This window comes from Marinobacter santoriniensis NKSG1 (assembly GCF_000347775.1).
In the GTDB taxonomy this organism is placed as follows: Bacteria; Pseudomonadota; Gammaproteobacteria; order Pseudomonadales; family Oleiphilaceae; genus Marinobacter; species Marinobacter santoriniensis.
Window position 1 is genome coordinate 98,037 of record NZ_APAT01000013.1, and the last position, 26,683, is coordinate 124,719.

The 26,683-nt window shown below is 58.5% G+C and carries 24 protein-coding genes and 1 pseudogene; 16 read left to right on the plus strand and 9 right to left on the minus strand.

The window, feature by feature from the left end; all coding sequences use genetic code 11:
* Positions 1 to 362: 362 nt before the first annotated feature.
* Both MSNKSG1_RS04295 and MSNKSG1_RS19590 read left to right on the plus strand, forming a co-directional pair.
* Positions 363 to 1,717, plus strand: a pseudogene (locus MSNKSG1_RS04295) (choice-of-anchor F family protein); the annotation flags it as partial.
* Positions 1,700 to 1,972, plus strand: a complete 273-nt coding sequence (locus MSNKSG1_RS19590; RefSeq protein ID WP_264622957.1) for a JDVT-CTERM domain-containing protein — start codon at positions 1,700 to 1,702, stop codon at positions 1,970 to 1,972. The pseudogene MSNKSG1_RS04295 and the gene MSNKSG1_RS19590, both read left to right, overlap by 18 nt.
* 83 nt (positions 1,973 to 2,055) lie before the next feature.
* Here the strand turns inward: MSNKSG1_RS19590 and MSNKSG1_RS04300 are convergent, their stop codons facing one another.
* Positions 2,056 to 2,592 carry a DUF2058 domain-containing protein gene (locus tag MSNKSG1_RS04300; RefSeq protein ID WP_008938019.1) on the minus strand — a complete coding sequence of 179 codons (537 nt, stop codon included), beginning with the start codon at positions 2,590 to 2,592 and terminating at the stop codon, positions 2,056 to 2,058.
* Between the two features lie 106 nt (positions 2,593 to 2,698).
* Here MSNKSG1_RS04300 and dbpA point away from each other — a divergent pair, with 106 nt between their 5' ends.
* The 4 genes from dbpA to MSNKSG1_RS04320 all read left to right on the plus strand — a co-directional run bounded on the left by dbpA (position 2,699) and on the right by MSNKSG1_RS04320 (position 7,645).
* Positions 2,699 to 4,072 carry an ATP-dependent RNA helicase DbpA gene (gene dbpA, locus MSNKSG1_RS04305; RefSeq protein WP_008938020.1) on the plus strand — a complete coding sequence of 458 codons (1,374 nt, stop codon included), beginning with the start codon at positions 2,699 to 2,701 and terminating at the stop codon, positions 4,070 to 4,072.
* Between the two features lie 152 nt (positions 4,073 to 4,224).
* Complete coding sequence (locus MSNKSG1_RS04310; RefSeq protein WP_008938021.1) at positions 4,225 to 4,476, plus strand: OadG family protein; 252 nt, start codon at positions 4,225 to 4,227, stop codon at positions 4,474 to 4,476.
* Positions 4,477 to 4,515: 39 nt separating this feature from the next.
* A complete protein-coding gene (gene oadA / locus MSNKSG1_RS04315; RefSeq protein WP_008938022.1) occupies positions 4,516 to 6,309 on the plus strand; it encodes a sodium-extruding oxaloacetate decarboxylase subunit alpha in 1,794 nt (597 codons plus the stop codon).
* Positions 6,310 to 6,322: 13 nt separating this feature from the next.
* Entirely contained in the window at positions 6,323 to 7,645 is a 1,323-nt protein-coding gene (locus MSNKSG1_RS04320; protein WP_040886641.1) for a sodium ion-translocating decarboxylase subunit beta, read from the plus strand.
* 216 nt (positions 7,646 to 7,861) lie between these two features.
* Here MSNKSG1_RS04320 and MSNKSG1_RS04325 read toward each other — a convergent pair whose 3' ends face one another.
* The 3 genes from MSNKSG1_RS04325 to imuA are packed head-to-tail and all read right to left on the minus strand — an operon-like array spanning position 7,862 to position 13,095.
* Positions 7,862 to 10,996, minus strand: coding sequence for an error-prone DNA polymerase (locus tag MSNKSG1_RS04325; protein WP_008938024.1), 3,135 nt, complete (start codon positions 10,994 to 10,996; stop codon positions 7,862 to 7,864).
* On the minus strand, positions 10,980 to 12,398 hold the full coding sequence (locus MSNKSG1_RS04330) for a Y-family DNA polymerase (RefSeq protein ID WP_008938025.1): 1,419 nt from the start codon (positions 12,396 to 12,398) through the stop codon (positions 10,980 to 10,982). Before MSNKSG1_RS04330 ends, MSNKSG1_RS04325 begins: the two co-directional genes overlap by 17 nt.
* 7 nt (positions 12,399 to 12,405) lie before the next feature.
* Positions 12,406 to 13,095 (minus strand): translesion DNA synthesis-associated protein ImuA, encoded by a 690-nt coding sequence (imuA, locus tag MSNKSG1_RS04335; protein WP_008938026.1) that lies wholly within the window; start codon positions 13,093 to 13,095, stop codon positions 12,406 to 12,408.
* A gap of 124 nt (positions 13,096 to 13,219) precedes the next feature.
* Between imuA and MSNKSG1_RS04340 the strand changes: the two genes are divergently transcribed.
* The 5 genes from MSNKSG1_RS04340 (at position 13,220) to MSNKSG1_RS04360 (ending at position 15,430) form a co-directional block, all read left to right on the plus strand.
* Positions 13,220 to 13,567, plus strand: coding sequence for a 4a-hydroxytetrahydrobiopterin dehydratase (locus tag MSNKSG1_RS04340; protein ID WP_008938027.1), 348 nt, complete (start codon positions 13,220 to 13,222; stop codon positions 13,565 to 13,567).
* 50 nt (positions 13,568 to 13,617) lie between these two features.
* Positions 13,618 to 13,893, plus strand: a complete 276-nt coding sequence (locus MSNKSG1_RS04345; protein ID WP_008938028.1) for a YrhK family protein — start codon at positions 13,618 to 13,620, stop codon at positions 13,891 to 13,893.
* 7 nt (positions 13,894 to 13,900) lie between these two features.
* Positions 13,901 to 14,251: a hypothetical protein gene (locus MSNKSG1_RS04350; RefSeq protein WP_008938029.1), complete on the plus strand. Its 351-nt coding sequence runs from the start codon at positions 13,901 to 13,903 to the stop codon at positions 14,249 to 14,251.
* 114 nt (positions 14,252 to 14,365) lie between these two features.
* Positions 14,366 to 14,806, plus strand: a complete 441-nt coding sequence (locus MSNKSG1_RS04355; RefSeq protein WP_008938030.1) for a copper chaperone PCu(A)C — start codon at positions 14,366 to 14,368, stop codon at positions 14,804 to 14,806.
* A gap of 36 nt (positions 14,807 to 14,842) precedes the next feature.
* Positions 14,843 to 15,430, plus strand: coding sequence for an SCO family protein (locus MSNKSG1_RS04360; RefSeq protein WP_008938031.1), 588 nt, complete (start codon positions 14,843 to 14,845; stop codon positions 15,428 to 15,430).
* Between the two features lie 46 nt (positions 15,431 to 15,476).
* Here MSNKSG1_RS04360 and MSNKSG1_RS04365 read toward each other — a convergent pair whose 3' ends face one another.
* Positions 15,477 to 15,665: a hypothetical protein gene (locus MSNKSG1_RS04365; RefSeq protein WP_008938032.1), complete on the minus strand. Its 189-nt coding sequence runs from the start codon at positions 15,663 to 15,665 to the stop codon at positions 15,477 to 15,479.
* Between the two features lie 147 nt (positions 15,666 to 15,812).
* Here MSNKSG1_RS04365 and MSNKSG1_RS04370 point away from each other — a divergent pair, with 147 nt between their 5' ends.
* Together MSNKSG1_RS04370 and yghU are read left to right on the plus strand one after the other, a co-directional pair.
* Positions 15,813 to 16,481, plus strand: coding sequence for a DNA-3-methyladenine glycosylase I (locus MSNKSG1_RS04370; protein ID WP_008938033.1), 669 nt, complete (start codon positions 15,813 to 15,815; stop codon positions 16,479 to 16,481).
* Positions 16,482 to 16,607: 126 nt separating this feature from the next.
* Positions 16,608 to 17,480, plus strand: a complete 873-nt coding sequence (gene yghU / locus MSNKSG1_RS04375) for a glutathione-dependent disulfide-bond oxidoreductase (RefSeq protein WP_008938034.1) — start codon at positions 16,608 to 16,610, stop codon at positions 17,478 to 17,480.
* A gap of 78 nt (positions 17,481 to 17,558) precedes the next feature.
* Here yghU and MSNKSG1_RS04380 read toward each other — a convergent pair whose 3' ends face one another.
* Positions 17,559 to 18,236 (minus strand): DUF2202 domain-containing protein, encoded by a 678-nt coding sequence (locus MSNKSG1_RS04380; RefSeq protein WP_008938035.1) that lies wholly within the window; start codon positions 18,234 to 18,236, stop codon positions 17,559 to 17,561.
* Between the two features lie 385 nt (positions 18,237 to 18,621).
* On the opposite strand from MSNKSG1_RS04380, the gene MSNKSG1_RS04385 reads away from it, so the two are divergent.
* The 3 genes from MSNKSG1_RS04385 to MSNKSG1_RS04395 are packed head-to-tail and all read left to right on the plus strand — an operon-like array spanning position 18,622 to position 22,647.
* Complete coding sequence (locus MSNKSG1_RS04385) at positions 18,622 to 21,021, plus strand: Lon protease family protein (RefSeq protein ID WP_008938036.1); 2,400 nt, start codon at positions 18,622 to 18,624, stop codon at positions 21,019 to 21,021.
* Complete coding sequence (locus tag MSNKSG1_RS04390; protein ID WP_008938037.1) at positions 21,014 to 21,877, plus strand: universal stress protein; 864 nt, start codon at positions 21,014 to 21,016, stop codon at positions 21,875 to 21,877. The genes MSNKSG1_RS04385 and MSNKSG1_RS04390 overlap by 8 nt, the downstream gene beginning before the upstream one ends.
* Positions 21,878 to 21,906: 29 nt before the next feature.
* Positions 21,907 to 22,647 (plus strand): ZIP family metal transporter, encoded by a 741-nt coding sequence (locus MSNKSG1_RS04395; RefSeq protein ID WP_008938038.1) that lies wholly within the window; start codon positions 21,907 to 21,909, stop codon positions 22,645 to 22,647.
* A 7-nt stretch (positions 22,648 to 22,654) separates the two neighbouring features.
* Here the strand turns inward: MSNKSG1_RS04395 and ftsH are convergent, their stop codons facing one another.
* The 3 genes from ftsH to ggt are packed head-to-tail and all read right to left on the minus strand — an operon-like array spanning position 22,655 to position 26,562.
* The gene (ftsH, locus tag MSNKSG1_RS04400; RefSeq protein ID WP_008938039.1) at positions 22,655 to 24,571 is read right to left on the minus strand and encodes an ATP-dependent zinc metalloprotease FtsH; all 1,917 of its coding nucleotides are present in this window, start codon (positions 24,569 to 24,571) and stop codon (positions 22,655 to 22,657) included.
* Positions 24,568 to 24,816, minus strand: a complete 249-nt coding sequence (locus tag MSNKSG1_RS04405) for a YkoF family thiamine/hydroxymethylpyrimidine-binding protein (protein WP_008938040.1) — start codon at positions 24,814 to 24,816, stop codon at positions 24,568 to 24,570. Before MSNKSG1_RS04405 ends, ftsH begins: the two co-directional genes overlap by 4 nt.
* Positions 24,817 to 24,858: 42 nt before the next feature.
* Positions 24,859 to 26,562 (minus strand): gamma-glutamyltransferase, encoded by a 1,704-nt coding sequence (gene ggt, locus MSNKSG1_RS04410; RefSeq protein ID WP_008938041.1) that lies wholly within the window; start codon positions 26,560 to 26,562, stop codon positions 24,859 to 24,861.
* Between the last annotated feature and the right edge of the window lie 121 nt (positions 26,563 to 26,683).

Sequence of the window (26,683 nt, forward strand, 5' to 3'; positions counted from 1 at the left end):
GCCGCACTGCGTCGGCTGTGCGCTCGTTCAGTCATGTCGTGGGTCAGCAATCCTGAACACAGAATCCACCTTATTCGGGCTGACATATCAGGCTCCTCACGGCATTGCAGCGGGTTCATCGGAAAGATTAGCAGGACATCGGGATATTAGCCGGCATGGACACACTGATTCGCCGGGTGTGAATTTAATGTCTTATTACTTTCTAATATTTGGATATAGCATCTATACATCTTACTGTTGGCTGTGTGAGTGCTTATAAAGCCGGTTCCAAAAAAGGAAGTTGAATGACAATGAAAACCACTATCTTCAAGAGAAAGCCGCTTGCTGGAGCGGTTATCTGTTCCGTGCTCGGTTTGTCGCCGATGGCCTTTGCCGCAACGGTTGACAGCGTTAATACTGACAATCTCTCTGTTCCACCAGTCGAAGGCAAAACGCTCGTTTACACGGATGCTGATGGAACGGCGAGCTTCGGCTGGATTGATCCAATCAACGACAGCGGCGACGTGGGGCTGGGGATCTCGGTCTATAACGAAGCCTTCAGTGTTCAGCAGGGGGCTTATGACTTTGACGGTTGCATCATGGCGCAGCCGGATCTTCAACCGAATCCGAATTGCTTGGCACCTGGGGATTCCGGTAAACGTTTCAAGCTGAAGACCACAGAAACCAACGGCCCGATTGATCTGGTCTTCAACATTACCGTCGATGGCACGACCAAGCTATCGGTAAGCTGTCGAACCTGACGGATGCGCTCAACACGGCAGGCGGCGATCTGAAGGGGTTCCGGTTTGAAACCGGCTTCGGGGTGGGTAACGACTTTGTGCCTTCCACCGCCTCGGACGGGCTGACTTTCCCCCGCACCAACGACGATTCCTCGAAACTCTCTGTCGGCTCCCTTGGAAAGTATCCGGGCGGTCTGTTCGGCGGCAGTAAAGTCGAGGGCCTACCGTTTTTCAGCACCAGCATTGCCGAGTTTGTTGAATCGAACGCGACGGATCTCGATTCGGACATGATTGAGACTAACGGCACGATTCCGACGCCCTATTCAGATCTGTTCGGCAACTGGAGAACCCTGCAAAAGGTACCAACCGGCTGGTTCTTCGATCATGACGGCAACCCGGCCAACGACTCCATTCTTCTGGCTTGGAATGATGGAACGGCGAGTGCGCCAGATTGGAAGACCTATGAGAAGGTATTCAACTCAGGGGTTACTTTCGACCTTGACAACGACCCGTCAACACCGGAAACGCCGGCTACTGCGTGGGATCCTAATAATGGTGATTTTGATCCGACTGTTGCCGGCGACGTTATGCCGCTCGTAGAGACGCTGGATGAGGGTGATCCTGAGGGAGCCGTAACTGATGCGATTTCTCTCAGCGGGACAGCAGCTTCCACGCTCTATAATGGTAACTTCAAGGTTCTGATCGAAGGCCAGGCGGTGACCATCGATTCCTTTGCCGATTGGGCCAATACTCCACTTACCGTGGTCGATAGCAGCAATGGTAATGCGCTTTACGCCACCTGGTATCCGGACGAAGGCGAAGACGGCATGTATCAACTGGCGTCGGACTCTTCCTGGGTGAGCCTGTCGGATATGAATGCCGAGATTTCCAGCTCTGGCGGTACGCTGGTGCGCAAGGCCGGGTACGTTCAGGGACCCGTGGAAGACCTGGCGAACGTCAATATCAACACCACGGTCAGTGTGGCGAATACGTCGGCCTGGCCGACCTGTACCAGTGATGGCACGGCGACACACTGTACCTTCACTCTCCGGGTCACCGGTCTGAATGATTCGGTTGCCCAGCCGACCATTCCAGCAACGCCGGTTGCGGCGGCGGCCCCGTCAGAAGGTCGCGGCACAACGTTCGGATGTACCGCTGGTAAGCCGGGCGCTCCGTTTGACCCCGTTCTGCCAGGCATGGCGCTGATGGCCATGGCCGGACTGTGGGCGCGTAAGCGCTTTGCCAAAGCCTGATATGCCCGGTCGTTAAATAGCCAGAGGCAGAAACGAAAAACGGGGCTGAATTTCAGCCCCGTTTTTTTGTGTCCGGGAACAATCTACCACATCAGATCGTCCGGGATTTCGTACCCGGCATACGGATCATCGTCTCCCTGATCATCCTGTTTCCGGTCGTGAAGAACGACCACGGCGCTTTCATCCCGTTCCATGATCTTGCGGGCAACCTTTTCAGGGACCACGTTGTAATCTTCGCCAAGGCGGACAACGGCCAGGCGGCCCCGGGAAAGTTGGTCCACCATGGTATCGTCGACCAGGATTTTCTTGATCTTCTTGCCGTCGACAAACTGGTAGGAAGTTTCAGCCTTGCTGCGGTCCAGGCGGTTGGTCTCGACCAGTTGGCGAATCTGTGCCTGTATGGCTTTTTTCTCGGCCTCTTTCTGACGCTCAAGGTTCAGCTGACGGTCCCGTTCGGCTTTTTCTTCACGGGCCTTTCGTGCCCGGATCTCGGCTTCATTGACCTGGACCGAACCTTTGGGCTGCTGTTTACGCTGTTTTCGTTTCTCGTTGCGGACCGATCGGGCCTTCTTCTCATCGGCCAGGCCGGCCTTCAAAAGCTGATCCTGTAAGGACGCCATTATGTACTCCGTCGAATAGTTGCGAACTCGCCTGTTACGATGGGGTAGTATACGCCGTCATTTTCGCCTTCATAAACCGTACCTCACGATTCCGGACAGTTTGCCTATGCCTTCCTTCGACGACTTCGGTCTTTCCCCGGCCATGATGTCCAGCCTGAGCCGGCTCGGGCTGGTTCAACCCACCGATATCCAGCGTCAGGCACTGCCTCACTGTCTTGCTGGCCGGGATGTCATTGCCATGGCTCGCACCGGCAGTGGCAAGACGGCGGCGTTCGGCATCGGGCTGGTAGAAAACCTGCGCCCCCGGGACTTTTCGGTCCAGGCGCTGGTGTTGTGCCCGACCCGGGAACTGGCCGACCAGGTGGCCAAAGCATTGAGGGAGCTGGCACGGGCGAAGCGGAATATCAAGATCCTGACCTTATGCGGCGGTGTCCCGATCGGGCCTCAGATTGGCTCCCTGAGCCACGGTGCCCATATCGTGGTGGGAACCCCCGGACGTATTGAGGATCATCTGCGCAAAGGCACGCTGGATCTGGGTAAGGCCGGAATGGTCGTGCTGGATGAGGCCGACCGTATGCTGGACATGGGCTTCGAGGCCTCGGTGGAGACGATCCTGGCCGCCACGCCGGATCGTCGGCAGACACTGATGTTCTCTGCGACCTGGCCCGGGGCAATTCGTGCCCTCAGTGGTCGTTACCAGAAAGATCCGGTTGATGTGCGGGTCGAGGGAGCGCAGGCGGCTCCGGATATCCGCGAAGTCTTTTTTGAAATTCCACCCCAGGCCGAAGTTCCGGCGGTCATGGCCTTGCTGTCCCGGTATCAGCCGACTTCGGCCATCGTGTTCTGTGCTACCAAACAGAACTGTGACGATCTTGCAGCGCGTCTGCGTGAGCATGGCTTTTCGGCAGAGGCGTTGCACGGTGATCTCGATCAAAGAGAGCGGGACAGCGTGCTGGTACGCTTCGGTAATCGTAGTTGTTCGATACTGGTGGCAACGGATGTGGCCGCCCGAGGTCTGGACATCAAGTCCCTGCCGCTGGTGATCAATGCCGAGCCGGCAAGGGATCCGGAGGTCCATACCCATCGCATCGGACGAACCGGCAGAGCGGGTGAGGAAGGTGTTGCCGTTACCCTCTGTACTCCTTCAAAAGGGCACAAGATATCCCGTCTGGAGTCGGCCCGGGGGCAGGCGGTCCAATGGGGCGATTCGGATGCTTTGCTTGCGACAGAGATCAGCCCGGTGACGCCTCCCATGGTGACTCTGAACATTGCCGGTGGACGAAAGAACAAAGTTCGTCCCGGAGATATTCTGGGCGCCCTGACCGGTGAGGCGGGTATCCCCGGCAATGCAGTTGGCAAGATTGATCTGTTCGAGTTCGAGAGTTTTGTCGCGATTGAGACGGACTACGCGGCCCCGGCCCTGAAGCGCCTTGAGCGCGGCAAGATCAAGGGCCGAAACCTTCGGGTTCGTTACGCCTGACAGGGTTTCGGAAAACGCGTATGGAAAATAGGGTTCTTGGTTGCCGGGCACCGTTTGAAACGGTACATTACGCAGGATTAATCTGACGTGTTACCTGCGCCGGACTGCGCAGATAGGGAAGTTACACACAACAAAACAGGTAGCTGTTCGATATGAATGAGCTGATGTCACAAGCCGTCGATCTGATGATCGCAGGAATGGGCTTCGTGTTTGCATTCCTGATTATTCTGGTGTTTGCAACCGGCCTGATGTCCCGAATTATCACCCGCTTTTCCTCTCCGGAGCCGGCGACACCGGCCCGATCTCCCCGAGCCAGGCCAAAAGCCCCCGCGTCTGTGGATGCTGATACCGCCGAGGCCATCAAGAAGGCGATTGCACAATACCGGACTCGCCACAAGAAGTGAGCCGGACACCGATTGGAACCTTTTCAGAAGGCTGACGCGATGACTGATACAAAAAAACCGCTGGGTATTACGGACGTAATCCTGCGAGACGCCCACCAGTCCCTGCTTGCGACCCGAATGCGACTGGATGACATGCTGCCCATTGCCGAGAAGCTCGACAAGGTGGGTTACTGGTCGTTGGAATCCTGGGGTGGTGCGACCTTTGATGCCTGTATCCGGTACCTGGGCGAAGATCCGTGGGAGCGTATCCGGGAACTCAAGAAGGCGATGCCCAATACCCCCCAGCAGATGCTTCTTCGGGGGCAGAACCTGTTGGGTTATCGCCATTACGCAGACGATGTGGTCGAGCGGTTTGTAGAGCGCGCTGCCGAGAATGGCGTGGACGTGTTCCGCATCTTTGATGCGATGAACGATCCGCGCAACCTGGAAACTGCCATCCGGGCGGTTCGCAAGACGGGCAAACACGCCCAGGGCACGATTTCCTACACCACCAGTCCGGTACATACCATCGAGATGTGGGTCGAGCTGGCGAAGCAGGTCGAATCCATGGGCGCTGATTCCATTGCGATCAAGGACATGGCCGGTCTGCTCAAGCCTTACGTGGCCTATGATCTGGTCAGCCGGCTCAAGAAAGAACTGAATGTGCCCATTCACATGCAATGTCATGCGACGACGGGCATGTCCACCGCTACCGCCGTCAAGGCGGCGGAAGCGGGGATTGATAACGTCGACACGGCTATTTCGTCGATGAGTATGACCTACGGCCATTCCCCCACAGAGGCAGTGGTGGCTATTCTCGAGGGAACCGATCGGGATACCGGCCTGGACCTTAACCTGCTTGAGGAGATCGCCGGCTACTTCCGGGAAGTTCGCAAGAAATACGCGAAGTTTGAGGGCAGTCTCAAAGGGGTGGATTCCCGCATTCTCCTGGCCCAGGTGCCAGGTGGCATGCTGACCAACATGGAAAGCCAGCTGAGGGAGCAAAACGCGGCGGACAAGTTCGATGACGTTCTGGCTGAAATTCCCAAAGTTCGTGAGGACCTGGGGTACATCCCGCTGGTAACTCCGACCTCCCAGATCGTGGGCACCCAGGCGGTGCTTAACGTGCTGACCGGTGAGCGCTACAAATCCATCTCCAAGGAGACCTCCGCCATTCTCAAAGGGGAATACGGGGCGGCTCCGGCAGCGTTCAACAAGGAACTTCAGGAACGGGTTCTGGATGGCAAGGAAGCGATTACCTGCCGTCCGGCCGACCTGATCGAGCCGGAAATGGACAAATTGACCGACGAGCTGAAAAAGCTGGCGGACGAGAAAGGGCTCAAGCTCGCCGACAACGTCGTTGACGATGTGCTGACCTACGCACTGTTCCCGCAAATCGGCCTGAAGTTCCTGGAAAACCGTGGCAACCCGGATGCGTTCGAGCCGGCGCCCTCAGCGGATAGCGCGGCCAGTGTGCCTGCCAAAAAGGCCGGTGGTCCGGAAACCTATACCGTGGATGTCAACGGCAAGAAATTCGTCGTTGCGGTTACCGAAGGCGGCGAGATCAGCCAGATCCAGCCAGAGGGCGGTGCGGCATCGTCCCCGGCGCCCGCCCAGGCTGCGGCGCCCGCGGCTGGTGAGGGAGAGCCGGTGGTGGCACCGCTTGGTGGCAATATCTTCAAGGTGCTGGTGTCGGCCGGAGACGTGGTCGAGGACGGCGATGTCCTGGTGATTCTCGAAGCCATGAAGATGGAAACGGAAGTCCGCGCACACAGAGCCGGCACTGTCGGCGAAGTCTTCATCAAGGTCGGTGATGCCGTATCCCCTGATGATGAAATGCTGACAATCGGATAAGGGCCAGCATTCCATGGATAAGTTAATAACGTTGTGGACGGGCAGTGGCCTGTTCAACCTCTCAGCCGGCCAGTTCGTGATGATCTGTGTGGGCTTGCTCCTGCTGTTCCTTGCCATCCGCAAGGGCTTTGAGCCGCTGTTGCTGGTGCCCATCGGCTTCGGCGGAATCCTGGCGAACATTCCGGAGGCTGGCCTGGCCCTGTCGGCGGCGGAGAATGCCATTCACATCGGTAAACCCGATGTGCTGGCGGCACTGTCGGCTGTTCTGGATGTGTCCTATCAGGCGGGGCAGGCGGTGACGCCGGATTTGCTGGACGCTTTCAAGCATGCCTATAAAGAGGCCAGCTACGATGTGGTCCAGCAGGCCAGTGTGGTGGCCCAGACCTATGGCTACACCAACGGCATGCTCTACAACTTCTACTCGGTGGCGATTGCCAGCGGTGCGGCGCCCCTGATCATCTTCATGGGCGTTGGTTCCATGACCGATTTTGGTCCCTTGCTGGCGAACCCGAAAACGTTGCTGCTGGGTGCGGCTGCGCAATTCGGTATTTTCGGCACGGTGCTTGGCGCGGCTCTGCTGGACTGGAGTGGCACCATGGATTTCACCATCCTGGAGGCGGCTGCGGTCGGGATCATCGGTGGTGCCGACGGTCCTACCTCGATTTACGTGTCCAGCATACTGGCGCCGCATCTTCTGGGTGCGATTGCGGTAGCGGCCTATTCCTACATGGCGCTGGTGCCGATGATCCAGCCGCCGATCATGAAAGCGCTGACGTCTGAGAAAGAGCGTTCCATCAAGATGTCCCAGCTGCGCCCGGTCAGCAAGAAGGAGCGTATTGCCTTCCCGATCGTCGTTCTGATTGCAACTGCGCTGTTCCTGCCGGATGCGGCACCGCTGCTCGGGATGTTCTGCTTCGGTAACCTGATGCGTGAGTGTGGTGTGGTGGAGCGCCTGAGCGATACTTCCCAGAATGCGCTGATCAACATTGTGACCATCTTCCTTGGGTTGTCGGTGGGCTCCAAACTGAGTGCCGATAAATTCCTGGATCTCCAGACGCTGGGTATCCTGGTGTTGGGTATGGCGGCGTTTTGTGTGGGTACGGCCTGTGGTGTTCTGATGGCGAAGTTGATGAATGCCGTGACCAAGGAGAAGATCAATCCGCTGATTGGTTCGGCGGGTGTCTCGGCGGTGCCGATGGCGGCCCGGGTGTCGAACAAGGTCGGGCTGGATGCCAACCCGCACAACTTCCTGCTGATGCATGCCATGGGGCCAAACGTGGCCGGTGTGATTGGCTCGGCGGTTGCGGCGGGTGTGATGATCAAGCTGTTGGGCTGATCGTCTCGTTGCAGTACCGAAAACCCCGCCTTTGTGCGGGGTTTTCTTTTACAGGACTGGTAACCTGGGGAGTTGAGTGTATGCGGGGACCTTCTTTCAGGAACCGCTACGAGCACATCCCTGTGCGCTTGACTCCGGCCATCCATGGCCTCCGACATTCCTGAAAGAAGGTCCCCGCATACACTCCTGGACTTTCGAGTTGTCGCTTCTGAGATCTTAGTGAAAATTTCTTGAAGTGACTGGAAGCGTCTTTATCAGATGGCTAAGATCCGAGAGCTTTCCCGCCATAACGTGAACGATATCGCCCTCTCTCTCCAGAACACCCTTCACGTGTAACAACCGAGCGGTCAGCAGCGGTTTGCGTTGCCGTCGTGCGGTTTCGAGCCACACCACCACATTAACGTTGCCGGTTTCGTCTTCGAGGGTGACGAAGGTCACGCCGGAGGCGGAGCTGGGGCGTTGACGGCCGGTGACCAGACCGGCGACCTGGACGGGAATCCCGGCCTTCGTGCTCTTCAGTTGTTCGGAGGTCAGGCAAAAGCGCAGGTGCCCCTGTTCCCGGAGCAGGGCCAGTGGATGGCGTTGCAGGGTGAGGCCCTGGCTGGCGTAATCGGCCAGGACGTTCTGGCCTTCGCTGGGGTCGGGGAGCAGGGTACAGTGGTCTGGCTGGTAGTCCGCTGGTATGTCCTCTGCGAACAGGGCAGCCGGTTGTTCGTGATCCAGCAGTTGCCAGTAAGCCTGGTGGCGGTTGGCGGTGAATCCGGGCATGGCATTGGCGCCGGCGAGCAGTTCCATATCCCGCTGGTTCAGGTGGGCCTGGCGTCGCAGTTCGGTTGCGGAGCGGTAGCCGCTGTCAGGCCGGTTCTGGTGAATGCGGTTGGCGCCTTCACGGGACAGTCCCTGGATAATTCTCAGGCCCAGGCGCAGGTGGTGATCCGGGCTTTCGAGGGTGTGGTCCCACTGGCTGTGGTTTACATCGGGAGGCAACACCTGAACCCGATGGCGGCGGGCATCCTGGACCAGCTGGGAGGGCGAATAGAAGCCCATGGGCTGGCTGTTGAGCAGGGCACAGTAAAACGCCGCCGGGTAATGTCGTTTGATCCAGGCGGACACGTAGACCAGCAGGGCAAAGCTGGCGGCGTGGGATTCCGGGAAGCCGTAGCCGCCGAAGCCGCAGATCTGCTGATACAGGCGTTCTGCGAAATCAGCATCGTGGCCCCGTTCGAGCATGCCGGTGATGAGTTTTTCACGAAAAGGTGTCAGGTCGCCATGGGATTTCCAGGCGGCCATGGCGCGGCGGAGCTGATCGGCTTCGCCAGCCGAGAAACCGGCGGCCACCATGGCAAGTTTGATGACCTGCTCCTGGAAAATGGGAACGCCGAGGGTGCGTTCGAGGACCCGGCGGACCGCGTCATTGGGGTAGTCCACGGGTTCCAGGCCATGTTTTCGACGCAGGTACGGGTGAACCATATCCCCCTGGATCGGGCCGGGCCGCACGATGGCGACTTCGATCACCAGATCGTAATAGGTTTCCGGCCTGAGTCTGGGCAGCATGTTGATCTGGGCGCGGGATTCTACCTGGAACACGCCGATGCTGTCGCCTTTCTGAAGCATGGCGTAGGTGGCCGGATCTTCCTGTGGAATGTCCTGGATATTGAAAGGCTCGCCTTTCTGTTCGCCGATCAGGGTCAGTGCCTTACGGATGGCGGAGAGCATGCCGAGGGCCAGTACGTCCACCTTCATCAGGCCCAGGCTTTCCAGGTCGTCCTTGTCCCACTGGATGACGGTACGGTCTTGCATGGCGGCGTTTTCCACCGGGACCAGTTCCGCCAGGGGCCCGGCGCTGATGACAAAACCGCCTACATGCTGGGACAGATGCCGGGGAAAGCCCAGCAAGGTGTTGACCAGGGTAAAGAACTGATCTGCCACTGATGGATTCCGGGTAAGGTGCTTGTCCAGTACCTGCTGGCGCCAGTTGGTAGCCTTGTCCCGCCAGTCGATGCCATCCAGCAGCTGTTCGACCAGTGCCGGATCGAATCCCAGGGCTTTGCCAACATCCCGGATGGCGCTGCGCGGACGGTAGCGGATGACGGTTGCGGCCAGCGCAGCCCGTTCCCGGGTATAGCGCTGATAGATGTACTGGATGACCTCTTCCCGGCGTTCATGTTCGAAATCCACGTCGATATCCGGCGGTTCATCCCGGTCTTTGGAGATGAACCGCTCGAACAGCAGTTCCACGTTAGCGGGGTTTACCTCTGTAATGCCCAGGCAGTAACACACTGCGGAATTGGCGGCTGACCCGCGGCCCTGGCACAGGATGCCCTGGCTCCGGGCGAAGGCGACGATGTCGTGAATGGTGAGGAAGTAGTGTTCGTACTTCATCTCCGAAATCAGTTCCAGCTCCTTGCGGATCAGGGCCTGGACCTGCAGCGGCGTGCCTCCGGGGTAGCGTTGGCGTTCGCCCTCGTGAGTCAGGCGTTTGAGGTAGCCGGCCGGGGTTTCTCCGGAGGGAACCAGATCCGGAGGATACTCGTAACGCAGGCTGCCCGGTTCGAACGAACAGGCTTCGGCAATGCGAAGGGTCTGGTGCAGCCATTCTTCGGGAAACAGCCGTTGCAGAACGGGCAGCGGACGCAGGTAACGTTCACCGTTCTGGAACAGGCAATGGCCGGCCTGTTCCAGGGGCGTGTGATGGCGCAGGGCGGTCAGTACATCCTGCAGGGGCTGGCGCTCCCGGGTATGCATATGCACTTCGCCGCAGGCCGTGATCGGGCAGTGGAGTTGTTCTGCAAGCCATCGGACACGGGCCAGATGGTGTTCTTCGCCGGATTCCAGGGTGCGGGCGGCGGCGATCCAGAGTCGATGCTCAAACAGCCGGTTCAGCCACTCACCACAAGCCTGTGCCCGGTTGGCGTTTGCCTCGGCAACGGTAGGTGGCAGCCAGAGGCAAAGGCAGTCATCCAGTTCGTGGGTTTCCACGTCCCTGAAGAGTAACCGGTATTGACCTTTTTCGGCCCGACGACGGCCAGTGGTAATCAGTTGGCATAACTGGCCATAGCCCCGTCGGGTACGGGCCAGGAGGATGAATCGGGGCGTTGCGGCACCGTCCGGGGCATCCTCCAGAGCGAACCAGCTGCCGGTGATCAGCTTCACCGGGCTGTCCTTCAGCGCGGCCCAGGCCCGGGGAATGCCGGCGACGGAGCAGGCATCGGTGATGGCCAGAGCAGCATAGCCCAGTTCTGCTGCCCTCTGAGCCAGTTCATGAGGGTGGGAGGCACCGGTCAGGAAGGTGAAATTGCTGAAGCAGAAGAGTTCGGCGTAGCCGGGCATGGCGCTATCCAAACCAGCCATGGATGAACCAGCCCTCACGCACATCCCGGAAAACCCAGGCCAGCTGCCCGCTCCGTAGCTGGGCAATGTAGTAGTCCCGGTGCACCCGTTCGCCATCCCACCAGCCACCGCTGATGCGTTCCGGGCCCGAAAACCAGGCTATTGGTGGTTCGGTCAGGGGCTGTGGCCCCTGAAGCAGCCAGACAGGGCGGCGGGGCAGATACTCCGGATTGGTCAGGCGGGTTTTGTGTTTGCTTTGCACCTCCGAGGCCGACCAGGCCCTTTCCGGTCGATGGTCTTCCCGGGGGGACAGTCGTTTCAGGGCGTGATCGCCCAATCGGGCCTGTAAACGGCTGATCAGGGTGTGCCAGGCTTCGTTCAGGTCCTGGCTTTCGCCCAGGAGATCCTGTCCTGTGGGGGCTTCGCGCCCGACAAAGCGTTTCACCGACAGCACCAGTGCCACGACAGGGGCTCGAAGTGGTTGTTGTTCGAGCCGCAGCCGGATCAGGTTCAGAAACGCATCAGCCCGGTGTTCCGGGCCGGACGTCCGGATACGCAGGCGGGTACCCTCCTCATGCCGATGCTGCAGGATCAGGTGCAGGCTGTCAGTATCCTGCTGGCGCCAACACAGGTCGTCTTCCAGTTCCGAGAGCATGCGCTGGAGGGGGAACAGCAAGCCCTGGCTATGCTCAATTTCCTGTACAAAGTCTGCCTGCTGGCGAAAAGAGTGGGGCGGCTGCCAGGGGGATTGGGGATCCGGGCGAGAACCCTGGATTCTCTGGATGCGTGCGAGGGTTTCCGGAGACAGGCGGCGTGCCAGTTCCGGTGCAGGCAGGGCAAACACCTCGCCCAGGGTGTTCAGCCCCAGTCGTTGCAGACGGGTGCAGGTTTTGGCATCAAACTCCGCCGCCATCAGGGGCATGGCCTCCAGGGTGCGGAGGATGTGTCCCCGGTCTCCCGTGCATTCGCCCTTGCCGGCCCGGGCAATCAGGCGGGCGGCCAGCGGGGTATGACCGGTAGCCGCCCAGGCCGTGAGCCGATGTTCATCCAGCGCCTGCTCCACGGTTTGCCAGACCGCTGGCAAACCACCGTACAGTTTTTGCAGGCTGCCGATTTCGGCCAACAGACCATCAGGGGGCGTCAGAGTAATATGAGCGGCGTACCGGTACAGCCACCGGGCCTGGTCTTCCAGTATCCGCTCGTCCTGTTCGGGCTGCGCTCGCACGATACCCAGTTCCGGCACCAGTGTGATGGCGGTTTTCAAGCGCATGCCGGTCTGAACCCCCCGATTCCGGGCTTCCGGGCAGGACTGGAGTACACGTTGTCCGGTGCCTTCCACGATGACCAGGGGGCGTTGCTCCTGACGATCGCGGCGAATGTGATCCAACAGCAAGTGTGGAAAGTGCAGGTACAGCCAGAGCATGTTGGTCCTATCGCCGCGATTGGTGCCAGGGACCCTGAACCACCTGAGGGGTGTCCCGGAAAGCCAGGTCAGCCCGGTGCGCCATGGCCAGGCTGCAGCGCTGGCCGGGCCAGCTACCACGCCGCTTGACCACATTGACCTTCAGATCCTGGCGATCACCCGGTGTCAGCTCCAGTCGCAAAGCGGCCGGGGAATTCTGATCTGTATGCCGTCGCTCCCGGAACAACACGCACACGTTGCTGCCAGCTTCTGACGCAAGCTGGAGCCGACGTATGTCGCGAGTGGCCAGTTTGCCCGGCCACGCCAGTACCAGGCCGGTAACGGGGGAACGCAGGCAGTTTTCCAGGGTCCAGAGGAAATCCCCTTCGTCCTCGGCCTGAATCATGACGACCTGATCCAGGTTGATCCCCTCCCGGGCCAGGGCCGGAGCATAGGGGGTATGGGGCGGATTCAGCCAGAACACGGTTTTGCCCGTGCCGGTCAGCCGTTGCATCAGTGGCAGCAGCAGATGTATTTCGCCGATGCCCGGTTGATCGACAAGGCATTCGCTCAGGGCGCCCCGGGGCCAGCCAATGCCGCCAAGCTGATTGTCCAGTACCTGGTAGCCGGTTGGCTCCGAAGGCGTGGCAATTTTGTTGTGCCGGTGTCCCTGCCAGACCCGTGCGTCCTGCATCAGTGTATTCAGCAGCTCGCTCATGGTGGGGCTCTCCAATACTGTTTAAATATACAGTATTCTGAAGTGGGCCGGATTTCAAGCACGGGTTGATAAACCGGAGTGTTGCACCCAACGTAATGGCAGGGAGCAAAAAGGAGGTTCGAATATGACCCAATTGAGACAGCAATCCTGTGAAGCCTGCAGTGCCGATGCGCCCAGAGTCAGTGATGCCGAAAAGGCAGAGCTGCTGAAAGATGTGCCCGGCTGGGAAGTTGAAACCCTGGACGGGGAAGAGCAGCTCCGGCATGCATTCAAATTCCGGAATTTTGCCGAGGCCCAGGCGTTCACCAACAAAGTGGCGGACCTGGCCGAAGCGGAAAACCATCACCCGGCCATCCTGCTGGAATGGGGCAAGGTGACGGTTCGCTGGTGGACCCACAAAATAGGGGGTCTGCACAAGAATGACTTCATCATGGCCGCCCGTACTGACGAGGCCTACAAGGCCATGCAGTGAGGCAGTGTTTATCGAGTTGCCAATATCATTGACCGGAAACAGGATCAGTCATGGTTGAAGACTGGACGGATAACCCACTGACCTTGAAGCTTGGACGGGAAGAGTTGATCATTCGCCGTCGATACGAGGTCCTGAGTATCATTAACGACTTTTTCATTGCTATCTGGTTCCTGATCGGCAGTATTCTGTTCCTGTTTCCGGAATACGAGACGGCGGCCGTCTGGTTGTTTATCATTGGCAGCTTCCAGTTTCTGATTCGCCCTACCATCCGGCTGATCAGTCACATTCACATCAAGCGCATTCCTTCGAGTAACTGGGAGTCATAGCCCGACCATGACGCAGACACGTTCCTTTGTTCTTGTATTCATTGTTCCCCTGGCAGTCTTTGTGATCCTGGGGGCTGTGATTTTCGGAGGGCAGGCGCTTTCCGAAACCCGCGGTGATGCCGAGGTTCAGCAGGCGATTGCTGCTGCCGTGAATGCAGGCAATGCAGACGTCGAAGTTGTGAACCTCCAGCGGGTGGATCATGGTTACGGTGTCTGTGGCACTTACCGTGTGACTGGTAGCGATAAGGGCTTCTCGTCTTTCTACTACGAAACGGTCAATAAAAAGGTTGTTCTGGATACCTCCTCCCAGGCATTCCAGTCCCGTTGCGGATTTTCCACGCTCTGCGACACGTTCTGACATGACTGGCGGCTGAGACCAAATGTCGCATCTGCTGTGACACCGGGGAGCCGGTTGGTAGAGTGCGTGTTCGATACCACAGCTTGCCCGATTCAACCTTTCAAGGAGCACTCCATGTATCCATTTTTCCGCTCATTGCTGGTGGGAGTTTCAGCGCTTCTCCTGTCCACTGGCCTGGCTTTCGCCTCCGATGTGGCTGTCTCGAACCCGAAAGTGAGATTGATGCCGGGCGACATTCCCAGTGCCGGCTATTTCAAGCTGCATAACGGTACCAACGAAACCATCAAGCTCGTGGGCGCTCGCAGTGATGCTTTCGGAATGGTCCACATGCACATGAGCATGAAAAAGGACGGGATGGCTCACATGAAGGCCGTGCCCGAAATCGACGTGGCTGCCGGTGAAGACTTCGAGTTCGCGCCATCCGGCTACCATCTGATGCTGATGAAGCGTTCTGCGCCTCTGAAAGTCGGTGACGATGTGGTCATCACGCTCGAGTTCGAGGGCCGGGACCCGATGCCGGTGTCCTTCAAGGTTGTGTCTCCTGCCGCCATGTAAGGTGGCGGCCCCATCGATTGAATTAACCGGGAGCCTATGTCCAAACTCTTGTTTCCGCTGTTTGTCGTGATGATCCTGGCCGGTTGTACTGGCGAAGACTGGAGGACGCAGGACGTTTCCGATGTTCTGCCGCCCCTGGATTTCAAACTGGTCAACGAGAACGGCAACACCGTTACCGAACAGGACTACGCCGGCAAGGCGACGCTCCTGTTTTTCGGCTATACCCACTGTCCGGATGTCTGCCCGACGACACTCGCTCGTCTGAGAGCCATCCTGCAGCAACTGGACGGTACCCTGCGGGACCGGGTCCAGGTGCTCTTTGTTTCGGTGGATCCGAAAAGAGATACGCCAGAGTCACTTGCCACCTACACAGACGCCTTCGGACCCGAGTTCATCGGGCTGACCGGTTCGAAAGCGCAGATCGACGACATTGCCAATCGCTATCGGGTTTCCTACAGCTACGATGAACCGGACGAGAGTGGCAATTACAATGTGTCGCACTCCAGCGCCGTTCTCGCGTTTGACGATCAGGGCCACCCCACGTTCATGGCCATCCAGAGCGAGCCGAACGAGGCGGTGAAAGCCGATGTCGCCAAACTGGCGAAGATGGTGGGGCAACACTGATGCAGTCGGACAGGCGGTCGTAGAACGACCGCCTGCTGGCTGTTATTCAGGCGTAGGTATTGATCCTGCCGCCAATCTCTCCTTCAGCCATTTGCACGGCAGGGGATTCGGACGTCTCCTCCCCGGTCGCGTTTGCAGTAGGCGGTACCTGCTGCGCAGTCTGTGCAGCGGGCTTGGCCTGGGCCGATGCCATCTGCATCAGTTGCTGAGCCTGTACCGAAGCGGATACATTCATCTCAGACATCCTTCTTGCCATTGGAAATGAACCCCGTCAGTTCAAACACGAAGAACCCCGGGAGCCTCGATGACTGTTGTCGATCGTCCTTAAAGTTTCCTTAAAGCAAGCCTTACGGAATGGTTATCCGGAGTCAGGAGAATATCTATGTCATTTGCGCCCATCCATGACCGCGCCGCTCGCCGTAAAGGCGGCGAAACCGCTATGGCGGCCCTGATGCCTCGCATTGCCGGGCCGGGTGAGTTGGAAGCAAGGGGCGATGATCGTTACCTGTCCGAGATGACCCGCTGTGTTTTCAAGGCCGGATTTGTCTGGCGGGTGATCGAGAACAAATGGTCGGATTTTGAAGCAGCTTTCCAGGGCTTTGTGCCACTGTACTGGCAACAGGTACCTCCGGAGGTGCTGGAAGAGCTGGCAAAGGATGAGCGTATTGTGCGCAACATGCAGAAAATCCGCACGGTTCCGGAGAATGCCCGGATGATTGTGGATGCTGCGCGGGAGCATGGCAGTTTTGGTGCCTTTCTAAGCCAGTGGCCGTCGGACGATCAGGCCGGATTGCTGCTATGGCTGAAGCGACACGGCAGTCGCCTTGGAGGCGCATCGGCCCAGTATTTCCTTCGCCGGGTCGGATGGGACGGTTTTATCCTCTCGCCGGATGTCGTCACGGTTCTTGAGAGGGAAGGGCTGGTGGACGCCTCTCCCGGGTCGAAAAAGAGATTGATCCAGGCTCAGGAAGCGTTCAATCGCTGGCATCGTGAGACGGGCCTTCCGTATAGCCACTTATCACGGATCGTGTCTTTTTCCATCGATAGCTGATCCATTGTCAGGAGAATCCTGCGCCGGTGGTCTTTATCGCGTAAAGTTCGTAAACCTTCACCGTCCAGGAACTTTTCCTGTAGAGTCAGAGGTAGCTTCCTATTCATTAAACGGAGACATGTCACAATGAGCGACCCCACCTACACACCGCCGAAGGTCTGGAAATGGGATGCCGAAAGCGGTGGCCGCTTTGCCAGCATCAACCGCCCGATCGCAGGGCCGACTCATGACAAGGAACTGCCGGTCGGCAAGCATCCGATCCAGCTCTATTCCCTGGCGACACCGAACGGTGTGAAAGCCACGGTGATGCTGGAAGAATTGCTGGAGAAAGGCCACAAAGGCGCGGAATACGATGCCTGGCTGGTTCGGATTACCGAAGGCGACCAGTTTGGCAGCGGGTTTGTGAAGGTGAATCCCAACTCCAAGATACCCGCGATGATGGATCACAGCGTGGATCCGGCGGTCCGGATCTTCGAGTCCGGCTCCATCCTGCTGTATCTGGCTGAAAAATTTGGTGAGTTTCTGCCTCAGGATCTGGTCGGCCGCACCGAGGCCCTGAACTGGCTATTCTGGCAGATGGGTAGCGCACCCTTCCTTGGTGGCGGGTTCGGACATTTCTATGCCTATGCGCCGGAAAAGTACGAGTATCCGATTAACCGCTACACCATGGAGGTCAAGCGTCAGCTGGATGTCCTGGATCGTCAGCTTGCGGAAAACCGATACATTGCCGGCGACGAGTACACTATTGCCGATATGGCCATCTGGCCCTGGTATGGCGCGCTGGTGAAGAACATGGTGTATGAGGCAGCGGAGTTTCTCCAGACCCACACCTACACGAATGTGGTTCGCTGGACTGACGAGGTGGCGCAACGGCCGGCCGTGAAGCGCGGCCGGATGGTGAACAAGACCTGGGGGGATCTGTCGTCCCAGTTGCATGAACGTCACGATGCCAGCGATTTCGAGCTCCGGACCCAGGACAAGCTCGAGAACGAACAGTAGATCCTGCGCCGGTCGTGCACGACAAAAAAGGGCAGCCATCGGCTGCCCTTTCGTGTTTTCCGTAACCGGAACGAGGGTTCAGTCCTCGTCTTCCTCTTCAATAATCAACTCGACTTCTTCCGAATCGAGGATCTGGGCTTCGTAGGTTATGCCCTGGGCCTCGATCACGCTCACGAAGGCGCGCAGATGGCTTTTGGAGCCGTCCAGCAGGTTGGAGTAGGCCAGAATGATGGGGCGTTCATCGGTCTCGTTGATGGCGGCGAGAATGTCCACCATGTCTTTTTCCTCGATCAGCGCGCCGACATAAAGGGCGTCCAGGAAGGAGTTTTCGCCCTTGGCGACGAGCTCATTGTAGAGCGCCTGAAGCTCCTCATTGACGAAAACACCAATCGTGTCATTCACCACGGGATCTTCGACGTCAAACTTGTCCAGCAGGTAATTTACCGTGCTGGTATGGGATTCCTCCGACAGCGCAATCTGCGCGAAGACCTGAGTCTGTTGGCCCCAGTATTGGTCCAGGGTCAGATAGACATCCCGGGCCAGCTTCTCTTCTTCGCGCATGTACTGAAGGTCACTGACCTCAACGGTGGTCAGGTCGGAACTGGTGCTGTCCGTGCTGGTGGATGTTTCTGTGTCGGTAGAGGCGGTACTGGCCCGATGTCCGCCGCCGTAACCGGGGCCGCCGGCAGCCAGTGTTGCTGAGCTGGCGAAGAAAGAACCAATCAGGGCGGCAGTGATGAAGGGTTTTGTGTTCATAAACAACCTCATTGTTCAGCTATCGGAAAAATCCGGATTCATTACTTAAGACGACAAGAGGTGAATGAAGGTTCGCATAAGAATGTAACTTTTTCGCATAAGATCGTAAGTAGTTCTATCTATTTTCGTGAATTTTGATGCTGGTTGGACTTGTCCGCATTTTTCTTTTTCAGCGTCTGTCCGCTTTCATTTCGATTCCTATTATGGTTTTCGCCGGCGTCTTATCTGGCCTGCTGCCTGACCCAGCTCATAATGTGTTGATGGCTAGACGTGATAACGTCACACCGGTTGGACGCACGGCCTGAACATCCGGCTGCTGTGGTCTATTCTTTGAGTCACTCACCGTTTCATCACTCACCACGAGTATTGCCCAGAGGAGTTGTTGATGACAGTACCCGCCCCCCTGGACATCGATCAGGTTTACCACCGTTGTCCGCCCGAGAAGCTGGAGTTTGAAACCACCGAAACCCTCGAAAATCTCGAGTTGCCCTGTGGTCAGGATCGGGTACTTCGGGCCCTTGAGTTCGGCGCCAGCATGCGGGCCGACGGATTCAATCTGTTCGTTCTGGGGCCATCGGGTGCCGGGAAGCACGAGCTGGTCGAGCGCTTTCTGGGCAAACATGCCAGCGAACAGGCAGTGCCGTCCGACTGGTGTCACGTTTACAACTTTGAAAATGCGGATCGGCCCCGGGCTTTGTCCCTGCCGTCAGGTCAGGGTCGGGAGTTCCGCAAGGACATGAATGGTCTGGCCGACGAGTTGCGAACCGCTATTCCGGCTACGTTCGAGAGTGAGGAATACCAGTCCCGGCTCCAGGAACTTCAGGAGGAGATGGCCAAACGACAGCACCAGGGACTGTTCGATATCCAGGAGGAGGCCAACCAGAACAATATCGCCATGATCACCACGCCTGCGGGCTTTACGTTCGCCCCCATGCGTAATGGCGAGGTCATTGATCCGGAGGATTACAAGACGTTTTCCGACGAGGAAAAGGAACTGGTTGAATCCAAGGTTGAGGAGCTTCAGAAAAAACTGCAGCAGACCATTCAGCAGATTCCCCGTTTACGCAAAGAGGTGCGCGAGCGCGTGCATGCCCTGAATGAGGAGATGGTACAGCTGACCCTTGGAGGTCCCATCGGTGAATTGCGCCAGAAATGGTCCCATCTTCCGGAGATCGTTGATCATCTGGATCGGGTCCGGGAAGACGTGGTCGAGCACGCGGAAGTCTTTCAGGACAGTGAAAACGGGCCACCCGCGGGGTTGCTGGTGCGTTACCGGGTGAACCTGCTGGTCGACAACGCCGAGACTGAGGGGGCGCCAGTCATCTATGAGGATCTTCCCAACCATCAGCACCTGACGGGGCAGATCGAGCATCGTGCGCGCCAGGGCACACTCTACACGGATTTCACCCTGATAAAGGGTGGTTCCATGCATCGTGCGAACGGTGGGTACCTGATCCTGGACGCCCGCAGGGTACTGAGCCAGCCCATGGCGTGGGAGAGTCTCAAACGGATTCTCTTCTCCGGTGAAATCCGCATCGAGTCGCTGGAGCGGCTTTATGGCCTTGTCAGTACGGTGAGCCTTCAGCCGGAACCGATTCCGGTATCGGTCAAGGTTGTCCTTTTGGGCGATAGGACGCTGTATTACCTGCTGTCCCATTACGATCCGGATTTCCTGGACCTGTTCAAGGTTGAGGCAGATTTTGAAGACGATCTGGATCGGGACGACACCTGCTACAGCCTCTATGCCCGTATGATCGCGACCATGGCCAGGGACGTAAAAGCGCGTCCGCTTACCCGGGATGCTGTGGCGCGACTGATTGAGCACGCCAGCCGGCTGGCCAGCGACCAGAAAAAACTCACGGCCCACGATCGGGTGCTCAAGGATCTGTTAACGGAGGCGGACCACTGGGCTGGGCAGCAGGATGCCTCGTTCATTGATGCGGCGCATGTGCAACAGGCCATCGATGAGCGGGAATATCGTGCCAGCCGGGTCCGTGACCGGAGCATGGAGCAGATCAGCCGGGGGGTTGTGAAGATCGCGACCCGCGGAGAAGCCATCGGACAGGTCAATGGTCTGTCGGTGCTGCGTCTTGGGGCCTCTATGTTCGGTCAGCCAACGCGCATCACGGCAACGGCCCGACCGGGTAAGGGGCAGGTGGTGGATATCGAGCGGGAAGCCAAGCTGGGCGGCCCGATTCACAGCAAGGCAGTAATGATCCTGTCCCGTTTCCTGGCCAGTCGTTACGCCGGAGACGGCGACCTGTCACTGTCTGCCAGTCTGGCGTTCGAGCAATCCTACGGTGGCGTCGAAGGCGATTCGGCGTCGGTCGCCGAAACCTGTGTTCTGCTATCGGCCATTGCCGGTGTCCCGCTGAAACAGACCTTCGCCGTTACCGGTTCCATGAACCAGCATGGTGAGGTGCAGGCGGTTGGCGGGGTGAACGAGAAGATCGAGGGCTTTTTCAGCGTCTGTCGGGACGCCGGGGAAGTGGACAGCCACGGAGTGTTGCTGCCGGCGAGTAACATCGAACACCTGATGCTGAAGCAGGAGGTCCGCGATGCCATGGCTGAGGGGCATTTTGCCATCTACCCGATCTCGGACATCAGTGAGGCGATTGAGCTGCTCACCGGCATGGAAGCCGGTGTGCCGGACGAGGAGGGCAACTATCCGGAGGGCACGTTCAACGGCAAGGTGCAGGCGCGATTGAAGGCATTCGCGGAAGTCAGTCGGAAACCGGACGATGACAGGAACAATGGCGAGGGAGGTAAAACCAGCAATGACTGATCAGCCCGAATCCAGGCCGGCGACCCCGTCTGTCGGTCGCGTTCTGGTGTTACTGGACGGTTCACGTCTGAGCATGCTGGCGTTGGAGGCAGCGGCGGAGATTGCCGCTGTCAGGGGCGCGGAAGTCCTGGGGGTGTTCGTTGAAGAAGTGGATGTTCTTCGCAGCGCTGGTTACGGTTTCGCACGGGAGGTGGGAGCAAGCTCGGGCGCCACGCGCCCTATGGACAGTGCCGTGATGGAAACGCGCCTTCGCGCACTTGCAGAACAGGCGCGCCGGTCGCTCGAGCAGGCCGTAGGTGGCCGGGGTCTTCGCCAGGCCCTCAAGCTCTGTCGCGGTAGTGTGATTCACGAAGTACTTGGCCTGGCGACTCCCGACGACCTTGTGGTGATGGGGCGTGCCGGCTGGTCGGCGATGCCGGGATCGCGCCTGGGATCGACTGCGCGGGGCCTGATACGCAAAGCGCCCGGTGATGTGTTGCTCTGGACCGAGCTGAAACCCCGGCAGCGCAACCGTGTCGTGGTGTTGCTGAACGACGATCAGCTTGAGAATCACCGAACCCTGTCGGCGGCCCTGGAGCTTGCCCGCCGACACCGGCAGCCATTGACCGTGCTGATTCGAAGCGAGCGCGCCGGTAATCCGGATGCAGTCAGGGCCATCGAGCAGCAGCTGGCAGCCCACGATGCCAGCGCCCGGATCCGTGTGATCCCCCGTGCCAGTGCACTCCAGATTGCTCGTTTGCTTCGGGAGGAGTCCGCAGGTCAGCTGGTTCTCAGTCGCCAATGCAGTGTGTTTGACGAGCATGACATGGATCGCCTGGTGGTCGAACTGAACATGCCCATTACGGTAACATCCTGACCCCCAGACCTTTCCGGAATGTTTTGCTGATGTCTCTGAATGCCCTGTACGCGGATGTCGTCTATATTTTCGCCCTGACAACCCTGGCCGGAGCCTGCATACCCCTTGGGGGAGTGCTGGCCAGCATCGAGCGCATCAGCCCCAATTGGCTGGAGCAGGAGTTTCGCCACTTTCTGATTGCGTTCGGCGGAGGAATCCTCGTGGGCGCTGTTGCCGTCGTTCTGGTGCCGGAAGGGCTAAAGGAGATGGGGCATTCGGTATTGGGGATCTACTTCATTCTTGGAGGCGGTCTGCTGTTTTTCGGCATTGAGCGACTGCTGGGCGTCAAACAGAAGGAGGCGCCCCAGCTCACTGGTGTATTGCTTGATTACATTCCCGAAGCGGCGGCACTGGGTGGGTTGATTGTGGCAAGCCCGAAAATCGCGCCCCTGATGGCCGCGCTGATTGCGCTCCAGAACCTCCCGGAGGGCTTCAATGCTTACCGGGAGCTCAACGATCAGCCGGGATACACGCCCGGCAAGACGCTTCGTTTCATGAGTATGCTGGTCATCTCGGGGCCGGTTGCCGGCCTGCTGGGGTACTTTTTCCTCGCCGGGCATCGGGAGGTCCTTGGTGCCATCATGCTGGTGGCGTCCGGGGGCATCCTGTACCTGATCTTCCAGGATATTGCCCCCCAGTCGCGCCTGAATCATCACTGGAGCCCACCCCTGGGCGCCGTGTTCGGGTTCTGCCTGACCATGTACAGCGATATGCTGGCCAGCTACAGCTGAATGGTGTTCAGGCGATGGCGCGGGCGTCCTCCTTGCGCAGGATTTCGTCGATCTCCTCGGCTGACATGGTTTCCTGTTTGAGTACCCGCTTGGCCAGGGCATCAAGATGGTTCCGGTGCTCGTTGAGGAAATCGACAGTGGCCTTTTCCAGTTCCAGCAGCTGAGACTGGATTTCTCCGTCGATCAGCTCTGCCATTTTTTCACTGAATTCCCTGGGGGCGCCCATTTCCCGGCCCAGGAACACATGCTCCTCGCCCACGCTCAGACCCAGGGGGCCCAGCTTTTCGCTCATACCCCATTGGCCAATCATCTTGCGCAACAGTTTGGTGGCCTCTTTCAGGTCGTTCTGGGCGCCGGTACTGACCTCGCCATACACGATTTTTTCGGCGGATCGACCGCCGAGCATGACTTTGATCCGATCCTTCAGGTAGCTCTCGGTAAACGTATACCGGTCTTCCTTCGGTGTCTGCTCGGTGACCCCCATGGCCATGCCGTGGGGAATGATGGTGATCTTGGTCAGTGGGTCTGCCTTGGGCATGAAATAGGCCATGATGGCGTGGCCGCATTCATGGTAGGCCACGGCTTCTTTTTCCTCGGGCGTCAGCTTGGCATCGCGTTCCTCGCCGAGAATCAGCCTGTCTCTGGCTTCATCAAAGCATCGGGCATCGACTTTGTCCTTGTTTTCCCGAACGGCTGTCAGGGCAGCTTCGTTCACCAGGTTTTTCAGGTCTGCGCCCGAAAAACCAATGGTGCGCGCGGCAATCTGACCCAGATTTACATCGTCTGCCAGAGGTGTATTCCGCACGTGAACCGCGAGGATCGCTTCCCGCGCATCCTTGTGGGGGCGGTCCAGGGTGATGGTCCGGTCGAAGCGTCCGGGGCGGAGCAGGGCACTGTCCAGGACATCCGGTCGGTTGGTCGCAGCGAGAACCAGCACGTTTTCGTGTTCCTCGAAACCGTCCATTTCGGTGAGGATCTGGTTCAGGGTCTGTTCCCGTTCGTCGTGTCCGCCCCCAAGGCCGGTTCCGCGGGAACGGCCTACCGCATCCAGTTCGTCAATAAAAATCAGGGCCGGGGCCTCCTTCCGCGCGGTCTGGAACATGTCTCGCACGCGTGCCGCGCCGACACCCACAAACATCTCGATGAATTCCGAAGCGCTGATGCTGAAGAAGGGCACATCTGCTTCACCCGCAATGGCGCGGGCCAGCAGGGTCTTGCCGGTGCCCGGCGGACCAACCAGCAGCACGCCTTTGGGCATTACCGCACCCAGCCGGCGAAACCGTTCTGGCGTTTTCAGGAAATCGATGATCTCGGTGATTTCCCGTTTGGCCGACTCGATTCCGGCCACGTTATCCAGCGTGGTGTGGGAGGTTTCCTTGCGGGCCCGGCGAGCCTTGGATTTGGCGTAGTCAAACAGTCCGCCTCCACCCTGGCTCATGCGTCGCTGGGCGGCACCCCAGAACCAGAACATCAGGGCCAGGAGCAGAATCCACGGCAGGAATCCACGAATCAGTTCCTGCCACCAGGGCAGGCCCGAAGGCGTGGCCCGAATGGTAACGCTGTTTTTTTCCAGTAGTGGCAACAGCTCCGGATCGTCCATGGGCGGTCGGATGGTATGGAAGGTGGTCGCCGGTTTCTGGTTCGAGGTCTGGTCGCTGCTGAACGCGGCGGTACCGCTATCGGTGAATTTTCCGATGATGTCCTCGGACTTCAATGTGACCTCGGAAACCTGGTTCTGGGCCACCGCAGTCTTGAACTCCGAATAGGCCAGATCCTGCTGGCGAGGCTGGTTGCTGTCCTGCATCCACAGCACCATCAGGAATATGGCCGCACTTAACCAGAGAAACGCAAACTGGTTGGGAATGGCCGGCTGTGGGTTGCTGTCGCCGGGTTTCTGCTGGTCTGGTCCCTGCTGTGATGTCATCTGGGCCTCCGGTCGCCCTCCATGATTTTTGCCACGAAAACGGACTTGCCATAGGTCTCGAAGGACCACTTCATGGTGTCCGAAAGTACTTTCATGACCTCGTCGTATTCACCAAAGAGCTCTGTGCTCATTCGCCCGGAATACACTTCCAGGCCTGACTGCTCCAGTCGGGCAATCAGGTCCCAGATGGGCTGCTTGTAGTCGTCTTTGAGGGGATAACAGCTTAATTGTACAGAAAGATACATGGTGCCTCCCGTGGGGTCGGTGACCCCGGTCAATCGGTTGCATCAAAAGCCCATGGCGGAGGATGTGCTTCGCCGTGGATCCGCGCCACCATAGAGTGTGCCATTCTCATCAATCAGAATACTCTGAATGGCCCCCATCGCGGTCTTCGTGACGACCTTGTGCCCCTTATCCTCCAGCAGCCGGATCGTATCGGGGCTGACACCCTGTTCGACACGGATTTCATCCGGCAACCACTGGTGATGGATGCGTGGGGCGTTCACCGCCGTCTGTATATTCATATTATGGTCGATGACATTCATGATGACTTGCAAGGTGGTGGTAATGATTCGGGAACCACCCGGACTGCCGGTTACCAGCCAGTTTTTGCCATCCTTGCGGACGATTGTCGGAGACATGGAGCTGAGCATTCGTTTGCCAGGCTCCACCTTGTTGGCGTCACCACCGATGAGGCCGTAGGCATTGGGCACCCCCGGTTTGGCGCTGAAGTCATCCATTTCGTTGTTAAGCAGAAAGCCCGCACCGGCCACCGTTATGCCCGAGCCGTAGCTGAAATTGATCGTGTAGGTGTTGGAAACCGCGTTGCCCCATTGGTCGACAACCGAGAAGTGCGTGGTTTCATTGCTCTCATAGGGCGCCGGGTCTCCTGGCCGGATATCACTCGAGGGCCGGGCGTGGTCGGGGTCAATGCCTTCCCGGAGCTCCTTTGCGTAGGCTTTGCTCGTCAGGCCTTTGACCGGAACGTCGACGAAATCGGAATCGCCAAGGTACTTTGAGCGATCAGCGTAGGCCAGTTTCATGGCTTCGGCCATGTGGTGGATCGTTTTTGCCGAGTTATGGCCCCAGGAGCCGATGGGGTAGCCCTCAAGGATATTCAGAATCTGGACGATGTGGGTGCCACCGGAGGAGGGCGGTGACATGGAAAATACATCGTATCCCCGGTAGGTGCCATGAACCGGCTTGCGGATCACCGGTTCGTAGTTTTTCAGGTCGTCCCGGGTAATCAGGCCGCCATGGCGTTGCATTTCCGCTTCGATCAGCTCGGCGGTTTTACCCTGATAAAAGCCTTTGATCCCCTGGTCGGCGATACGTTGCAGGGTGTCCGCCAGGTCTGGCTGCCGGAACCGCTCACCGGGCTGCCAGGGGGAGCCGTCGTCTTTGTAGAAGGTATTTCGCGTGGCTTCCCAGCGTTGCAGGCGTTCCTTTGCCTGTTCAAGGCCTTCCGTAAACCGGGGCGGTACGATAAAGCCTTCCCGTGCGAGTTTGATCGCCGGAGCCAGGGCTTCTTTCAATGAGATGGTTCCGTGGCGCTCCAGTGCCATGGCGAAGCCTGCCACGGTTCCCGGCACACCGGCCGCCAGGTGGGTAAAGCGACTCCGGTTGGTTACGACATTGCCGTCTTCGTCCTGAAACATGGTTTCGGTGGCTCCGGCCGGTGCCTTCTCCCGATAGTCGATGGCTTCAACGTCGCCACCATCCCCGGGAGAAATCAGCATGAATCCGCCACCGCCGATGTTGCCGGACCGGGGTTGGGTCACGGCCAGGGCGAACCCCGCGGTGACGGCAGCATCCACTGCATTGCCGCCGGATTTCAGTACATCGAGGGCTATTTTTGTCGCCAGGGTGTGACTGGTGGCCACCATGCCGTGACGGGCTTCGACGGGGTGGAACCGCTCGCCTTCCAGAATGGCCTGGGCCCAGGCCCCGGAGACAAAACTCATCAACAGAAAAAACACGATCGTCCGCATGCGTCCATTCCTCGTTTTAGGCGTTCAGATAGGCTATGATAGCCGGTCATTTTTACTGGTGCGTACCGATTGCCCGCCCCGGTTTGCCACCGCGGATCCTGTCGCACCTGCTTTCCCGGAT

What these genes read in the sequence shown, in the direction of transcription:
- MSNKSG1_RS04300 (WP_008938019.1), bottom strand. Translation starts at nt 2,592, where the DNA reads ATGGCGTCCTTACAGGATCAGCTTTTGAAGGCCGGCCTGGCCGATGAG.
- dbpA (WP_008938020.1), top strand. Translation starts at nt 2,699, where the DNA reads ATGCCTTCCTTCGACGACTTCGGTCTTTCCCCGGCCATGATGTCCAGC.
- MSNKSG1_RS04310 (WP_008938021.1), top strand. Translation starts at nt 4,225, where the DNA reads ATGAATGAGCTGATGTCACAAGCCGTCGATCTGATGATCGCAGGAATG.
- oadA (WP_008938022.1), top strand. Translation starts at nt 4,516, where the DNA reads ATGACTGATACAAAAAAACCGCTGGGTATTACGGACGTAATCCTGCGA.
- MSNKSG1_RS04320 (WP_040886641.1), top strand. Translation starts at nt 6,323, where the DNA reads ATGGATAAGTTAATAACGTTGTGGACGGGCAGTGGCCTGTTCAACCTC.
- MSNKSG1_RS04325 (WP_008938024.1), bottom strand. Translation starts at nt 10,996, where the DNA reads ATGGCTGGTTTGGATAGCGCCATGCCCGGCTACGCCGAACTCTTCTGC.
- MSNKSG1_RS04330 (WP_008938025.1), bottom strand. Translation starts at nt 12,398, where the DNA reads ATGCTCTGGCTGTACCTGCACTTTCCACACTTGCTGTTGGATCACATT.
- imuA (WP_008938026.1), bottom strand. Translation starts at nt 13,095, where the DNA reads ATGAGCGAGCTGCTGAATACACTGATGCAGGACGCACGGGTCTGGCAG.
- MSNKSG1_RS04340 (WP_008938027.1), top strand. Translation starts at nt 13,220, where the DNA reads ATGACCCAATTGAGACAGCAATCCTGTGAAGCCTGCAGTGCCGATGCG.
- MSNKSG1_RS04345 (WP_008938028.1), top strand. Translation starts at nt 13,618, where the DNA reads ATGGTTGAAGACTGGACGGATAACCCACTGACCTTGAAGCTTGGACGG.
- MSNKSG1_RS04350 (WP_008938029.1), top strand. Translation starts at nt 13,901, where the DNA reads ATGACGCAGACACGTTCCTTTGTTCTTGTATTCATTGTTCCCCTGGCA.
- MSNKSG1_RS04355 (WP_008938030.1), top strand. Translation starts at nt 14,366, where the DNA reads ATGTATCCATTTTTCCGCTCATTGCTGGTGGGAGTTTCAGCGCTTCTC.
- MSNKSG1_RS04360 (WP_008938031.1), top strand. Translation starts at nt 14,843, where the DNA reads ATGTCCAAACTCTTGTTTCCGCTGTTTGTCGTGATGATCCTGGCCGGT.
- MSNKSG1_RS04365 (WP_008938032.1), bottom strand. Translation starts at nt 15,665, where the DNA reads ATGAATGTATCCGCTTCGGTACAGGCTCAGCAACTGATGCAGATGGCA.
- MSNKSG1_RS04370 (WP_008938033.1), top strand. Translation starts at nt 15,813, where the DNA reads ATGTCATTTGCGCCCATCCATGACCGCGCCGCTCGCCGTAAAGGCGGC.
- yghU (WP_008938034.1), top strand. Translation starts at nt 16,608, where the DNA reads ATGAGCGACCCCACCTACACACCGCCGAAGGTCTGGAAATGGGATGCC.
- MSNKSG1_RS04380 (WP_008938035.1), bottom strand. Translation starts at nt 18,236, where the DNA reads ATGAACACAAAACCCTTCATCACTGCCGCCCTGATTGGTTCTTTCTTC.
- MSNKSG1_RS04385 (WP_008938036.1), top strand. Translation starts at nt 18,622, where the DNA reads ATGACAGTACCCGCCCCCCTGGACATCGATCAGGTTTACCACCGTTGT.
- MSNKSG1_RS04390 (WP_008938037.1), top strand. Translation starts at nt 21,014, where the DNA reads ATGACTGATCAGCCCGAATCCAGGCCGGCGACCCCGTCTGTCGGTCGC.
- MSNKSG1_RS04395 (WP_008938038.1), top strand. Translation starts at nt 21,907, where the DNA reads ATGTCTCTGAATGCCCTGTACGCGGATGTCGTCTATATTTTCGCCCTG.
- ftsH (WP_008938039.1), bottom strand. Translation starts at nt 24,571, where the DNA reads ATGACATCACAGCAGGGACCAGACCAGCAGAAACCCGGCGACAGCAAC.
- MSNKSG1_RS04405 (WP_008938040.1), bottom strand. Translation starts at nt 24,816, where the DNA reads ATGTATCTTTCTGTACAATTAAGCTGTTATCCCCTCAAAGACGACTAC.
- ggt (WP_008938041.1), bottom strand. Translation starts at nt 26,562, where the DNA reads ATGCGGACGATCGTGTTTTTTCTGTTGATGAGTTTTGTCTCCGGGGCC.